The 14,324-nt window shown below is 43.6% G+C and carries 14 protein-coding genes; 3 read left to right on the top strand and 11 right to left on the bottom strand.

Annotated features, from left to right (window positions below):
* The 4 genes from RMX89_RS15550 to aepY form a co-directional block, all read right to left on the bottom strand.
* Window positions 1–616: HEAT repeat domain-containing protein (locus tag RMX89_RS15550; RefSeq protein ID WP_416211984.1), on the bottom strand; the 616-nt coding region annotated here is incomplete at its 3' end.
* A 613-nt stretch (window positions 617–1,229) separates the two neighbouring features.
* On the bottom strand, window positions 1,230–1,706 hold the full coding sequence (locus RMX89_RS15545; protein ID WP_322639115.1) for a hypothetical protein: 477 nt from the start codon (window positions 1,704–1,706) through the stop codon (window positions 1,230–1,232).
* Window positions 1,707–1,932: 226 nt separating this feature from the next.
* Entirely contained in the window at window positions 1,933–3,021 is a 1,089-nt protein-coding gene (locus tag RMX89_RS15540; RefSeq protein WP_322689531.1) for a 2-aminoethylphosphonate aminotransferase, read from the bottom strand.
* 77 nt (window positions 3,022–3,098) lie between these two features.
* Entirely contained in the window at window positions 3,099–4,259 is a 1,161-nt protein-coding gene (gene aepY / locus RMX89_RS15535; RefSeq protein ID WP_322689530.1) for a phosphonopyruvate decarboxylase, read from the bottom strand.
* A 50-nt stretch (window positions 4,260–4,309) separates the two neighbouring features.
* Here aepY and RMX89_RS15530 point away from each other — a divergent pair, with 50 nt between their 5' ends.
* On the top strand, window positions 4,310–4,687 hold the full coding sequence (locus RMX89_RS15530; RefSeq protein WP_322689529.1) for a hypothetical protein: 378 nt from the start codon (window positions 4,310–4,312) through the stop codon (window positions 4,685–4,687).
* On the opposite strand, the gene aepX is transcribed toward RMX89_RS15530, so the two are convergent.
* The 5 genes from aepX to tpiA form a co-directional block, all read right to left on the bottom strand.
* Window positions 4,641–6,296, bottom strand: a complete 1,656-nt coding sequence (aepX, locus tag RMX89_RS15525; protein WP_322689528.1) for a phosphoenolpyruvate mutase — start codon at window positions 6,294–6,296, stop codon at window positions 4,641–4,643. The two genes, RMX89_RS15530 and aepX, sit on opposite strands and share 47 nt — an antisense overlap.
* A gap of 190 nt (window positions 6,297–6,486) precedes the next feature.
* Window positions 6,487–7,242: a phosphocholine cytidylyltransferase family protein gene (locus tag RMX89_RS15520; protein ID WP_322689527.1), complete on the bottom strand. Its 756-nt coding sequence runs from the start codon at window positions 7,240–7,242 to the stop codon at window positions 6,487–6,489.
* Window positions 7,243–7,425: 183 nt separating this feature from the next.
* Window positions 7,426–8,139 (bottom strand): 2OG-Fe(II) oxygenase, encoded by a 714-nt coding sequence (locus RMX89_RS15515; RefSeq protein WP_322689526.1) that lies wholly within the window; start codon window positions 8,137–8,139, stop codon window positions 7,426–7,428.
* Between the two features lie 43 nt (window positions 8,140–8,182).
* The gene (locus RMX89_RS15510; protein ID WP_322689525.1) at window positions 8,183–8,788 is read right to left on the bottom strand and encodes a CDP-alcohol phosphatidyltransferase family protein; all 606 of its coding nucleotides are present in this window, start codon (window positions 8,786–8,788) and stop codon (window positions 8,183–8,185) included.
* A gap of 273 nt (window positions 8,789–9,061) precedes the next feature.
* Complete coding sequence (gene tpiA / locus RMX89_RS15505; protein ID WP_322689533.1) at window positions 9,062–9,793, bottom strand: triose-phosphate isomerase; 732 nt, start codon at window positions 9,791–9,793, stop codon at window positions 9,062–9,064.
* A 261-nt stretch (window positions 9,794–10,054) separates the two neighbouring features.
* On the opposite strand from tpiA, the gene RMX89_RS15500 reads away from it, so the two are divergent.
* Window positions 10,055–11,536 (top strand): GTP-binding protein, encoded by a 1,482-nt coding sequence (locus RMX89_RS15500; protein WP_322689524.1) that lies wholly within the window; start codon window positions 10,055–10,057, stop codon window positions 11,534–11,536.
* 189 nt (window positions 11,537–11,725) lie between these two features.
* Here RMX89_RS15500 and RMX89_RS15495 read toward each other — a convergent pair whose 3' ends face one another.
* Together RMX89_RS15495 and hisF are read right to left on the bottom strand one after the other, a co-directional pair.
* Window positions 11,726–11,917, bottom strand: a complete 192-nt coding sequence (locus RMX89_RS15495) for a hypothetical protein (RefSeq protein ID WP_094348875.1) — start codon at window positions 11,915–11,917, stop codon at window positions 11,726–11,728.
* Window positions 11,918–12,016: 99 nt separating this feature from the next.
* Window positions 12,017–12,790 (bottom strand): imidazole glycerol phosphate synthase subunit HisF, encoded by a 774-nt coding sequence (gene hisF, locus RMX89_RS15490; RefSeq protein WP_322675124.1) that lies wholly within the window; start codon window positions 12,788–12,790, stop codon window positions 12,017–12,019.
* 313 nt (window positions 12,791–13,103) lie between these two features.
* Here hisF and ruvB point away from each other — a divergent pair, with 313 nt between their 5' ends.
* Complete coding sequence (gene ruvB, locus RMX89_RS15485) at window positions 13,104–14,204, top strand: Holliday junction branch migration DNA helicase RuvB (protein ID WP_322689523.1); 1,101 nt, start codon at window positions 13,104–13,106, stop codon at window positions 14,202–14,204.
* Window positions 14,205–14,324 lie beyond the last annotated feature (120 nt).

Here is a 14,324-nt window from a genome sequence, read left to right as displayed (position 1 = left end):
CAACCTTTTCATCCTTGAGGATGTTGAGGATGTCAGGGATGTATCTCGCTGCCGCCTGCCTGAAGTTGCTCAATGCCACTGCCGCACTGCTACGAACATACTTGTCAACCTTTTCATCCTTGAGGATGTTGAGGATGTCAGGGATGTATCTCGCTGCCGCTTGCCCGAAGTTGCCTAATGCCACTGCCGCACTGCGACGAACATCTGAAATAACCTTTTCATCCTTGAGAAAGTTGAAGATGTCAGGAATGTATTGAGCCGCCGCCTGCCCGAAGTTGCTTAATGCCTCTGTCGCACTGCCACGAACATATGACTTAACCTTTTCATCCTTGAGGATGTTGGCAACTTTCTGTACAATTTTCTCCGGTTTCTTAACTACGGTTTTCAAGTCTTTTAGCTCATATGCAGCTAATTTGTCAAAAGCATATTGCTTCACTCGGTCGTAGCTGTCGTCAAGGGCTGCTACTATACCGTTAATCTGCCAATCTTGGGGTTTGGGTTTGGGGGTTTCTTTGGCGCTAACCCAAGGTAGACAAAGGAGGAAAGAAAGGATGAAAACTAAAGCATAAAGAATAAAGCGAGAAGGCTTGCTGCGGTGGCGGGGAGTTGTTACCATGTTTGGAGCAAGGTGGCAGATTAGACGCGATTATGAGTATAATAACAACCTTGCAATCCGTAATTCCTGATTGAGAATGCAATTTGGTATCAACAAGTAGTAGACGATCTGCATTTACAAGTATAAAAGACTCGCTCACGAGTATAAAAGACTCGCCCGCGAGTATCAAACACTCGTCCACGAGTATCAAACACTCGTCCACGAGTATAAAAGACTCTCGCGCGAGTATAAAAGACTCGTCCACGAGGATCAAAGACTCGCCCGCGAGTATCAAACACTCGTCCACGAGTATAAAAGACTCTCGCGCGAGTATAAAAGACTCTCGCGCGAGTATAAAAGACTCGTCCACGAGGATCAAAGACTCGCTCACGAGTATAAAAGACTCGTCCACGAGTATCAAACACTCTCGCACGAGTATCAAACACTCGCTCACGAGTATCAAAGACTCTCCCGCGAGTATTAAAGAACTTTCAAATAAAAAAGGACTCAAATAATTCTTGTGAAGTGGGCGTCTCGCCCGCCCATAGCTAAAGGCGGGCAAGATGCCCGCCCCACAAGATTGAATAATTTATTGGTTGGAAATCCCTAAAGACTCTCCCGCGAGGTTTAAAGCCTATGAACCAGAAGCAGCTTTAGCAGGTTTACTTTTAATAGCCTTAAAACGATCGCCTAACTGTTCGGCAAGACTTTTTAACCCTGGAGTTTTCTTAGCAGCTGTCTTGACGTAATCATAAACTGTCAAGCTGCTACCCATTGCTTCGCTACCGACAGCCATTAAGGTATCATCTACTTGTTCTGTCAGTTGTCGCAATCCAATCAAAAGCTCAGTAAGTGTGATTGCTAATTGATAATCCCGCACAAATTCATCTACATCAAAGCTGGCTGGGAGAATATCTCGGTTAGACTGGGCCGCAGTCAGGCTGGTATTGACGAAAGCTAGGCTTTTATCGCCCATCTTAAATAACTTGCGTCGTTCTTCTACACTCAGGGTTACGAGAAAAGGCATCTTCGCTTGGATAGTCGCAAACGCTGCTTTAATTTCTTGAATATCTGCTGGGGAAAGGGAGCCTGTAATATTTTGGTAAGCCATTGGTTATTTACTGTGGTAAATCTGTTTGTTATGATTCCCACTGGTAAATGCGATCGCACAGTATTTAAGGAATGGGGAGTAGGGAGAATAACCTCTCTGGTTTACACACAAGTCGAATTACCCCCCTTAATCCCCCCTTGTAAAGGGGGGAAACAAGAAAAATCCGGTTCCCTCCCCTCTACAAGGGGAGGGTTAGGGTGGGGTAAAACTTACGCTTCAAGTCAGTTTACCGAATAATTTCCTTAACAACGCCAACAAAGCGTTCCATGTCGGCTTGGGTAATAGCTCCCATAGTCGAGACTCGAAAAATTGATTGAGCTAAATTTCCCTGTCCAGAATAAATGATATACTCTCGTGCTTTCAGTTGGTCGTGAAATTCTTCATAGCTGAAACCGTCTGGTAAGTAGTAGGCATTCAAGACAACGGATGAACTGCCAAGAGGAAGTAGGGGTTTAATTCCGATTGAGGCTAACCCGTCTCTGACTAAACTGGCAAGTTGGTTGTAATGGTTGTGTCTAGCACGCCAACCTCCTGCTTCTGCCATTTCTTGCAAAGCTTCTGTTAAAGCATAAAATGTCTGTACTGATTGCGTAAAAGGTGTGCCGCCTCGTTCTTGCTGCTGGTAATAAGTTGCTAAATCTAAATATAAGGTGCGGGGGATCGTGTTTACTGACGGCAGTGCATCCCGTCGCAGAATAACAAAGGACGTTCCAGGGACACCATGCAGACATTTATTCGCTGTCGCAGCGCAAGCAGTGATTCCCCAATCTGTAAAATTTATTTCTTCACCACCAAAGCTGCTGACTGCATCTACTAATAATTTGATACGGCGTTCTTGGCAAATTGGCGCAAGTTCTGCCAAATTATTTAAGCGGCCGGTAGTAGTTTCGTGATGGACAACAGCAAGGTGGGTGATGTCGGTGTTTTCATCTAGGAGTTTGACTAAAGCTTTGATATCTATTTCGGCATCCCAAGGATGGGAAAGTGTGATGTAATTAATGCTGTGGATTTTGGCGATTTTGGAAAGTCGTTCGCCATATACACCGTTTTCAATGACTAGTAATTTTCCGTTTGTGGGTACTAAACTACTAATCATTGCTTCCATCGCGGCGGTTCCAGAACCGGTCAGGAGAACTGCTGCCCAACGATCTTTTCCAAGCCCATAAACTTGAAGTAGCTGTTCGCGGATTCTGGTTTGAAGTTGCGAAAATTCCACTTCACGGTGACACAAATCAGGACGCAACAGGGCATTTCTGACGCGATCGCTCAAATTAACGGGGCCGGGATTTAGTAAAATCATTTTGTCATTTGTCATTTGTCATTTGTCATTGGTCATTAATAAATAAAGAGTTTGTACTTTGAATTTATTAATTACGAATTACGAATTACGAATTACGAATTACCAATGTGTTTCATGAAGCGTTGTAAAACTGCTTCTGGGGTGATGTTGGGTCTGGGTAGCTTTTCTAGAGTTCCGGGACGGATTTTTAAATGAGCGAATTTAGGTCTAGTGTCGCTATCTGCGGTAAATAAGGCATCTAAAATCGAAGGGTCATCTCCGGCTAATGTCACGCCGTAACCGCACGCTTCTGCAATCTTGGCAAAGGAAATACCCGCCGAAACAGTGGCTTGTGCGCCTGTGGAATCGTGGACTTCATTATCTAACAGAATATGGGTCAAGTTAGCACCGCCATAAGTGCCGATGGTCGCAAAATTACCCATTCGCATTAATGCTGCCCCATCACCATCAATTACTATTACCTTCAGGTCTTTCCGCGCTAAGGATAATCCCAATCCCATTGAGGAAGCGCAGCCCATCGAGCCGACCATATAAAGATGATTGGCGCTGTCTTTACTGGCGAAGAGTTCCCGTCCCGTGTATCCGGTGGTGGCAATTATTACAGTGTTTTCTGGCTCGGTAAGTTCCACAATCCGAGCTAATGCTTCGTTGCGAGAAACGCGTTGTTCTTTGTTATCCCGAAAAAAGCTTTGCTGAATATGAGCGCTATGACTATTTTCTCGTTCGGGGATAGAAGAACGAGTGAGTGCATGGGGGGCGATCGCTCCTTTACGCATAATTAAAGCATAAGGACAGCGCTCTTGTTGCATATAAGCTGTGGCTCTTTGTAGAACGGGTTCTATTTGTGCTGCATCTGTGGGAAAATATTCCCAAGGTATAGTCATTGTTTGCAGCAATTTCTCTGTGATTTGCCCCATTAATTGATGTTGCGGTTCATCTTGCAATAGGCGATCGCCTCTTAAAGTACAAATCAGCAGCAGTGGAATCCGAAAGATATAAGTGAGGGAGGTTAGCGGGTTAACTGCATTCCCCAAACCAGAGTTTTGCATCATCACCACAGCAGGTTTTCCAGCAATTGCGGCTCCAGCTGCGATCGCTACTGCATCTCCCTCATTGGCTGCGGAGATATATTTAAGTTGAACGTCATTGATGACGTAGTTAATAAAAGGCGTGAGAAAAGAACAGGGTACGCCAGTGTACCACCCAAAGCCAAGATTACGCGCAGCTTCTACAAATTCTTCTGCCTGAATCATAATTATAAATTTACAGCTATTTTCAGGTATTTAAACGATTGAAATGGGGAGTGGGAAGTTGGGAGTGGGGAGGAAAGATTATTAGTTCGACCTCTGAACTCGGAACTTCAGCCTTTGAACTCGGAACCTCGACCTCTGAACTCGGAATTTCGACCTTTGAACTCGGAATTTCGACCTTTGAACTCGGAACTTCGACCTCTGAACTCGAAACTCCGACTTCTGAACTCGAAACTCCGACTTCTGAACTCGAAACTTCGACCTTTGAAGTCGGAACCTCAGCCTTTGAACTCGGAACTTCAGCCTTTGAACTCAAAACTTCAGCCTTTGCACTCAAAACTCCGACCTCACAATGCCCAATGCCCCATGCCCCATGCCCCATTTCTATTGTTTCAATTGAAAAGCAAGGTCAAGATCGTCCAAAGAATTAACATCTAACCAGTTACCGCGAATATAAAGCACCTTGATCGGTTTGCCTTGCTCGATTAAATAATTGCATAATTCTGGCAAACCCAGACTGTTAAATTCCGGTCGTTTTTGCAACTCATTGAGTGCTTCATTAACCCATTGTCTACCTTGACTCCGCAAACGCAACATCCCAATCCAGCGTCCGCTAGACTTTCCTAATTGCGTTTGTGTCGTTTTAGAAACGTTCAACAGGTTGACATCCTGTCCAAACAGAGAAAGATCGTCTGGAATTGAACAATAGGCGTAATCAGGTGAACCGCTAACAGACTTGTTGTTGGCTACAGAATCAACTACAGCCACAATTTCTCCAGGACATTCTAATAAATCTCGCAGGATGTAGCTTCTAAATAGTAAATCGCCATAAAGCACCAACATTTCTTCGCCAAAACTAGCTTGAGCTACGGCTAAGGATGCTAATTCTCCCGTTGTTTCATAATCTGGGTTGCGGATGACTTTAGTCCCCGGAACATTAATCGTTTCTGCTTTGTAACCGGCGACAACGGTAATATCGTTGATGGCAAGTTTTTTAAATTTGTCCACCAAAAGTCTGAGCAGGGGTTTACCTCCAAGGGGTAACATCACTTTTGGTTTATCTTGCGTCAATCCGGCTAATTCTTGGCCTCTGCTAGCAGCCAAAACGATCGCTTGGGTATTTTGTCGTCCGTTGTTAAAGTAGCGTTTTTCAGCTTCTTGGAGTTCATCCGCCCCTTGTAGCCGAAAGATTTCTTTTACAGGAGCAATATCATCTTCAATGTTGATTAAAGTTTCGCTGGCTTTCACTTCGCGGGCGATCGCTTGCATACTAGCAACAGCAGATCGAATCAGATGGTTTGCCCAGATGACCAAATTAACTTCAGCTTTGCGAAAAACATCAGTAGGCGTGCTGTAATATTTAGTCGGTATAAACACTAACGGAGAACGACCCGCCCATTCTTTAGCAAAGGCTAGCACTTGATCGGGGCGCGATGATTTACTGTGAATCAAAATCGCGTTTGCTCCTGCGGCGTGGTAAGCTTCACCTCGGCGCAATGCCTCCGAAAGATCCCAGCCGGCGATCAAAGCTTCGAGTCGGGCGACGATGCAAAAATCTGCATCTGTCTGACTATCTTTACCCGCCTTAATTTTGCCGCAGAATTCATCAATATCAGCTAAAGGTTGGCGACTACCATTGATAAAGCTGTTGGTTTTGGGAAAAAGCTTATCTTCAATACAGACTCCAGCAATTCCTCGCTGTTCTAACTTCTTAACCAGGCGACGCATATTATTAAAGTTGCCATAACCTGTATCACCGTCTAACAAAATGGGAATGCTGGTGACATCAGACATAAACTCAAGCATTTCTACAACTTGAGTCCAACTGGCTTCATTATTATCTCGAACGCCATATTGAGCAGAAAGAGCTAATCCACTCGCCCAAATTCCTTTAAATCCAGCCTCTTCCACAATCCGGGCGCTAATCCCATTGTGAGCTTCCATAATGAAGTCGAGTTGAGGCGATTCTAGTAATAACCGTAATTGGGCACATTTATTTAATTTTGCAGAGGTATCATTGGGTGCAAATATTTGATGCATTTATTCTGCTTTTCTCAACCTATATAATATTGCGATTCTCAATTACATGGAATACAGACCTAACCCCCAGCCCCTTCCCTACAAGGGAAGGGGGTAAGAATTCAAAGCCTCTCTCCTTTTAGGAGAGAGGTTTGGAGAGAGGTCAAACTGTAATGCATCCAAACCAAAACCGCTATAAATGAAGATATTTTCAGACATGTTCTGCGACTTCTATCTGAGGTAAAATCTCGTTTTGGGCGCGTTGAATATCCTGGGGAAAATCGATTTCGAGCCAAGGTAAACCAGTGATGTCTTCGTAGCCAAATGTTTCTGGAGTTTCTAAGAGCAGATCCCGAATTACTTCTTCATAAGGTTCATTATCGCGTCCGTCTGCAACATATTGCTCTGTGCGAATCGCAAGACGGCGAGCAACAGCACTTTCAAAACGAAAGAATCCTACTGACTCACCCGCAAAATCATAAGCTAAACCAGGAGCTAGTTGTTTACGAAATTCCACGAGATAATTATCTCTAACACAAAGCTTTACGGGTTCATCTCCCGGTTCAAAATCCCGATCTAATAAAAAGCTGTTGGGGATATTTGTCTTTACCAATCGTTCGATGATGCGGCGATCGCACAATACATCTGCATCCATTAATAATATGTCATCGCCAGCAACTAAATGCTGACGTACAGTCCAAAGGCTGATTACACTGCCTTTGGTGTAGTCAGGATTATAAATTGTACTGACCCAACTTTCGGCTCCTAATGCTTTGATTTCATCCTGAATTTTTTCTGCTTGATAACCCACAGCAATCACTACTTCATCAATTTGGTAATGACGGAGATTGTTAAAATGCCGCTCTAATAGAGATTTGCCGTTAAACTTCAGTAAGCATTTGGGTTGGATTTGCCCGTCTTTACCTAAGCGTCGTCCAACGCCAGCAGCTAAGATAATTGCCTTCATCGTCAAATCACCAACAGTAGCTTAGACACCAGTAAATCTGGAAATTTTCCCAGTATTTTATAATGACTGTTTTTTGCTCAAGACAATATTTGTTAATTAATTCTTAACATAGAGTAGGCAGGAGGTAGGAGGCAGGTGGTCACTGAGCGTAGTCGAAGTGAGGCAGAAGGGAAAATGGTAGTGCTAAGAGCGAAACACTTGGCGAAAACCAAAATAGGCGATCGCATCTTTCATATTTGAGACAAAACGTTTTAGCATACCCATACGGGTGTCGGTGACGTACTCCAAAGTCAAGACAATGCGCTGTTCATTGTCACCCAAAGGAGTAACTCTGTGGTAAAGTTTGTCACCATTGAATAATACTAGAGTACCAGGGGTTATGGAGAGCGATCGCGTTTGAGTTTCCCGTTCTGGAATATCTTTGTAGAGTTGATATTCCAGTTTACTGGATGAATTATCAACCAAACCAAGCAACACTGTATAGCGTTTTCCGCGATAGTAAGAAGTATCGTAATGATACTGGATATGGTCTCCAGGCTCAGTATAATAGTACAGCGCGTAAGTATGGGGATCGGAATCAGGACAGGGAAGGAGTTTTTCTGCTGTAATTTTGTTCAGGAACTTGAAAAAGGCACTGAGTTGATAAAACTCTCCGAAAATCGGAGCAAGGCTATCTAAGCTATAGCGGCTGATACTACCGCCCTTTTTATGATTGGGAATATAGTTGCGGTTGATGGCAGGTTGCAAAGATGGCAACAGCGTTAAAAATTGCTCAATGATGGAGTTAGGGAGAAAGTTTTCAACCACCAAAAATTCATTTTGAGCTTGAAACTCAGCTTGAAGTTTCTGGTAATCAACGGCTGCTATAGCTTTATCAATTTCAGTTTGAAGCTCCATTGATGTTCATTGATAATTATTTATTCTCTCACTGCTTCCTTATCTAGTTTGATTCTGGCTGCGGGAGTGTCCAAAATTGCCAAATTACCCATACCGCAAAGGTTGGCGCGCCAATTGTCGCTGCTATTAGTAACGGCTCTAGTCCATTCAGTAAGGGAACTATAGGAAACAAATACAGCACGTCTTCAATGTCAAAGCCGGCGAAATTTGGTTGACGGCTGGCGTCTTTACCTAAACGTTGTTCCATTTGGTTTCGCAAATGAAAGATGCAAGCAACAGACACCCCAGATACTATCCCCATCACTAACGCCCACCAACCAAATTTTCCCTCTCTAAGACCATATCCCATACACATAAACAATAGAATATGGATGATAGCGTCACTAGCAAGGTCATATTGATGTCCCCATTTGCTACTTTTCCCACTCAAACGAGCTAATTCACCGTCTGTATGATCGAGAAAGTTAGATAAAGCAAATAGCCATGCCCCAATGTTAACCCAAATGATATTACCAACAGCGAGGGCGACAGCCGCCGCCAACCCTGTCAAAAGTCGCACTGTAGTAAGATGATTGGGATTTACCCAACTGTCTTTTAGAGGTTTAATTAGCCAGTAAGCAAGTTGAGCATCCCAAGGCTTTGCGATCATAGATGAACTTAAATTTGATCTGGTCTTGGAATATATATATAGCGGTTCTCATTCGTATGCAACATCCATTAGGCTAAGTACGTGGATGGGAAATAAAGATTTCCAACTTCTGAATACTTAATATCTGGAACATTTTTCTTTAAAAACAGCCGTACAAAATTCAATTCAGAATTCTGACCGGAGGCAGAGCGTCTCCGGCTCCGCTCCTAAGTTCTAAATTCTTCTTATAATTAGGCATTCCCATGCTCTGCATGGGAACGAGAAAAAAGCACATCACACTGATTTAAAATTCACAATCCGAGCGAAACTCTCAGGTTCTAGACTTGCTCCTCCCACGAGGACACCATCAATTTCTGGTTGAGCCATAATCTCATCAATATTATTCGGCTTGACTGAGCCGCCATATTGAATTGATACATTCGGATTAGTCAACTGGCTACGAATTAAGCCAATTATTCGATTAGCTTCCTCTACTTCACAAGTGTCGCCAGTGCCAATCGCCCAAATCGGTTCGTAAGCAATCACCAAATTATCTTGATCGATATCTACCAAGCCTTTGTCGAGTTGGAGAGCAATCAGTGATTCAGTTTCTCCCGCATCTCGTTGTTGTTTACTTTCGCCAACACAAAGAATTGGAGTCAAACCAAACCTTTGAGCAGTTCGGAGGCGCAGATTAACGGTGGCGTCCGTTTCTCCAAAATATTGCCGTCGTTCGCTATGACCGACAATCACAAAGCGCACACCACTTTCTGCCAGCATTGGGCCAGAAATCTCACCCGTATAGGCTCCATATTCTTCCCAATGGATATTTTGTGCCCCCAGTTGGACGAGGCTACCGTGCAAAGTCTTGGACAAAACGTTTAAATCAGTGAAAGGAGGACATAATATCACTTCTCGCCCTTGGGGGGTTTCCTCTAAATGAGGCAGAAATCCTTGTAAAAACTCTTGGGTTTCTGCCTGGGTTTTGAACATTTTCCAGTTGCCGGCAATAACGATTTTCCGCACAGGTAATTTAGTCAAGATCCTAACGCGTTATATTAGATGCATTTTTCAGTTTATGACGTTTTGTTAGCCATTAGTAATTAGTCATTGGTCATTGGTCATTGGTCATTGGGCATTGGGCATATTTATTCCCCTTGGCCCTTGTCTCCTTTGTCTGCATCGTCCAGCCAAACCCCTCATAAAAATAACTAGGATAGTAAATGAACTGTATCTAAAATTTAAAATCTAAAATTTAAAATCTAAAATCTAAAATCTAAAATTAATATGACTTCGACATTGCCCGTGCCTGAACCTCATCAAAGCGATTCCGCTAACACTGACGCAAATCCTCTCAGCTGGGAGGAAGAATTGGATAGTGCTATTTTCAGTTTTGAAGACATTCAGACGGAACTGAACTATAAACAAGCACAAACAGCGTTGCGAAACTTGGTAGCCAATCTCGATCTTACTCCCCAGGAAAAAACCGGATTGGAGGCAGAAATTGCTGATTTGGAAATTATGCTAGGGAAGTTAGACCGCATGGTGGTGCAGATTGCGGCTTTTGGCATGGTGGGACGTGGTAAGTCTTCGCTACTAAATGCTTTGGTTGGGCAAACGGTATTTGAAACTGGGCCGCTGCACGGTGTCACCCGTACTGCACAAACAGTTAATTGGAGTATTAGCGAGGAGATGATTGGGGAAACTGAACGTGCTTTGCGTGTGACTCTTCCTGGTGTAGGTCAATCACAAGTGGAATTAATTGATACTCCTGGGTTAGATGAAGTAGATGGTGCAACTCGTGCCGCCTTAGCTGAACAGATTGCAAAACAAGCAGATTTGATTCTGTTTGTGATCTCTGGCGATATGACAAAACTGGAATACATAGCCCTTTCTCAGTTGCGGGAAGCAGGTAAACCAATTGTTTTGGTGTTTAACAAAGTAGACCAGTATCCAGAAGCAGACCGGATGGCAATTTATCACAAAATCCGGGATGAAAGGGTGCGGGAATTACTCACACCTTTAGAAATAGTTATGGCTGCGGCATCGCCATTGGTGAAGACGGCAATTCGTCGCCCTGATGGTACGAGGGGCATACAGTTGCGTACAGGGAATGCCCAAGTCGAGGAACTGAAGCTGAAAATATTGGAAATTCTGCATCGTGAAGGTAAAGCCTTGGTTGCCCTTAATACCATGCTTTATGCCGACATTGTAAATGAGCAATTGGTTGAGAGAAAACTGATGATTCGGGAACAGAATGCCAATCAGTTGATTTGGAAAGCTGTGATGACTAAGGCATTAGCGATCGCACTCAATCCTCTAACTGTGGTAGATATTCTCAGTAGTGTGGTAATTGATATTGCTCTGATTTTGGGTTTATCTAAACTCTATGGCTTCTCTATGACCGAAGCTGGGGCTGTACAGTTGCTACAAAAAATCGCCCTGAGTATGGGCGGTATCGGTGCTAGTGAATTGTTAGCAAATTTAGGCTTGAGTGGATTAAAAACTTTACTTGGAATTTCTGCAACAGCTACGGGTGGTATTGCGCTAGGCCCTTATATATCGGTGGCGATTACCCAAGGAGGAGTAGCTGGTGTTTCTTCTTACGGTATTGGACAAGTTACCAAAGTTTATTTAGCCAATGGCGCAACTTGGGGGCCTGATGGCCCGAAAGCAGTGATTAATCGAATTTTGACAAATTTGGATGAGACTTCAATTCTTAACCGGATTAAAGATGAATTACTCCAGAAAGTAAAACTCAAAAAGTGATGTATAAATTAGGTTTGGTCAGCTATATTTATCCTTGCACTTACCTATTCCAGAAGGCAAAAATTATACTTTCGGATACTTTTAAAACATCCTCTTAAAATCAGCTATATATAATTGCTTAGTTATTATTACTCTGTCAAGCTTTCTGGAAACTAAATTTTAAATATCCCCTCTAGCAGTCAGCACTCTCTAGGATACTTGCAACAAATAGGTCATACAATGCCCCATCAAAAAGTAAACTACTAACATGGCAGCAGCAGCCAGAGCAACTAAGGTACCAGCTAACATTAGAGAAAATTCTTTACTCTCGTAGGCTTTTTCCATTAAGTGCAGCGACCACGCTACTAGGGCGACATCAAAAAGTAAAATAGGAAGCAACATATTTCTTAATATTTGTTAATACTTGTAAAATAATATTAACACCCTTTTCAGGAAGTGTGTCTAACCTTAGATAGATGTCATTAAATGAGTAATGGTGGATCAGCAGAATGTTCTGACTGGCACGTTGCGATCGCGCAAGTAACTTTTAATTTCTGCTACGCTTAATTGCCCGTAATGTAAGAGTGACGCGAGTAATGCGGCTTCAGCCTTGCCTTCAGTAAGGGCAGTGTAGATATGTTCACAATTACCTGCACCACCAGAAGCAATAACTGGAATTTCTACAGCATTGGCAATCGCCCGTGTAATCTCAATGTCATACCCAGCTTGGGTTCCATCAGCATCCATACTTGTGACTAGCAGTTCTCCGGCCCCCCGTTTTTCAACTTCCTGTGCCCACAATAGGGCATCTAAGCCTGTATTTTCTCTGCCACCCCGCACATACACATCCCAACCTGGATTCTCCGGGTTATTTCTGCGTCTGGCATCAATAGCAACAACTATGCACTGATTACCAAAGCGATCGCTTGCCCGATTAATCAAGTCTGGTTCCCGCACTGCCGCAGAATTAATACTAACCTTATCTGCGCCCGCCCGTAACAAAGCTTTAACATTTTCTAAGGATTGAATGCCACCACCTACAGTCAATGGAATAAAGACCTGTTCAGCAGTGCGGTAGACCACATCTAAAATTGTAGCTCGGTCTTCATGAGTAGCTGTAATATCCAGAAATACTAACTCATCAGCACCGGCTTCGTTGTAAACCTTGGCCAGCTCTACCGGATCGCCTGCATCTTGGAGATTAACAAAGTTAACTCCTTTTACAACCCGTCCCGCCTTCACATCTAAGCACGGTAAGATTCTTTTAGATAACATAATAACTTTTGTACTTCTGGGTAATTAGCCGGAATTTAAATTTTAAATTGGCGCGGGTATTCTCAAACGAAAATTTTCACAAGTATGAGGAATGAGGCATTGGAATTAGGAAAGAGGTGACAGGTGACAGGTTATAGATGAATAATCTGTACCCTATAACCTGTAACCTATTCCCTTCCCCAGTTCCCAGTTCCCAGTCCCCAGTTCCCAGTCCCCAGTTCCCAGTCCCCAGTTCCCAGTCCCCAGTTCCCAATCCCCAGTCCCCAGTCCCCAGTCCCCAGTCCCCAGTCCCTTAAACATAGATAGCTGAATTATGGCGATAATCTCATCGAAAAAACAGCCTCCAGAACCCAACGGCGAACCAAAGCAGCGTCGAGAGTCGGCGAAAGCACCATCCACAGAAAATATTTTGCAGCCTGAAGCTGCTATTGATGAGCAAGAACAGCAAGAAGAAGGTATTCGACCACACCGCTTTGCTGATTACATTGGGCAAAAAGATTTAAAGGATGTGCTAGATATTGCCATTAAAGCAGCTAAGTCTCGTGGTGAGGTGTTGGATCACTTGCTGCTGTATGGGCCGCCGGGATTGGGCAAAACCACAATGGCAATGATTTTAGCATCGGAAATGGGGGTAAATTACAAAATTACCAGTGCGCCAGCCCTAGAACGTCCACGAGATATTGTTGGGCTACTGGTGAACCTCAAGCCTGGAGATATCTTATTTGTAGATGAAATTCATCGCCTCTCGCGGATGACAGAGGAAATTCTCTATCCAGCGATGGAAGATTATCGCTTAGATATTACTATTGGTAAGGGTTCCAGCGCTCGGATTAGAAGTTTGCCGCTATCAAAGTTTACTCTAGTAGGGGCTACAACCCGTGTTGGTGCTTTAACTTCACCACTGCGCGATCGCTTCGGTTTGATTCAAAAACTCCGATTTTACGAAGTTGACGAACTGACTCAAATTGTACTGCGAACCGCTCAATTACTCAAAACCCCTATTACAGAAGATGGAGCCACAGAAATTGCCCGTCGTTCGCGCGGAACACCACGTATTGCTAATAGATTACTAAAGCGTGTGCGTGATTATGCGGAAGTAAAAGAATCTGGGGATATTGATGAAAGCATTGCATCTGAAGCATTGCAACTATTCCAAGTAGATCCTTGCGGTTTAGATTGGACAGACCGCCAAATGCTGAGTGTAATAATTGAACAATTTAATGGCGGGCCAGTGGGGTTAGAAACAATGGCAGCAGCCACGGGTGAAGATACCCAAACAATTGAAGAGGTGTACGAACCTTACCTGATGCAGATTGGGTATTTAACTCGGACTCATCGCGGCAGGATGGCGACTAAGGCAGCATACAAGCATTTGGGCTTTACACCGCCTAATGAACAGTTGTCATTATTGTAATTATGGGAAATTGGGCATTGGGCATTGGGCAATGAGAATAGGGGATGAGTCTTTGATACTCGTGAATGAGTCTTTGATACTCGTGAATGAGTCTTTGATACTCGTGAATGAGTCTTTGAT

This window comes from Nostoc sp. DedSLP04 (assembly GCF_034530775.1).
Taxonomy (GTDB): domain Bacteria; phylum Cyanobacteriota; class Cyanobacteriia; order Cyanobacteriales; family Nostocaceae; genus Nostoc.
The sequence above is the reverse complement of the archived record's forward strand: the minus strand, read 5'-3'. Positions and strand labels throughout refer to the sequence as shown.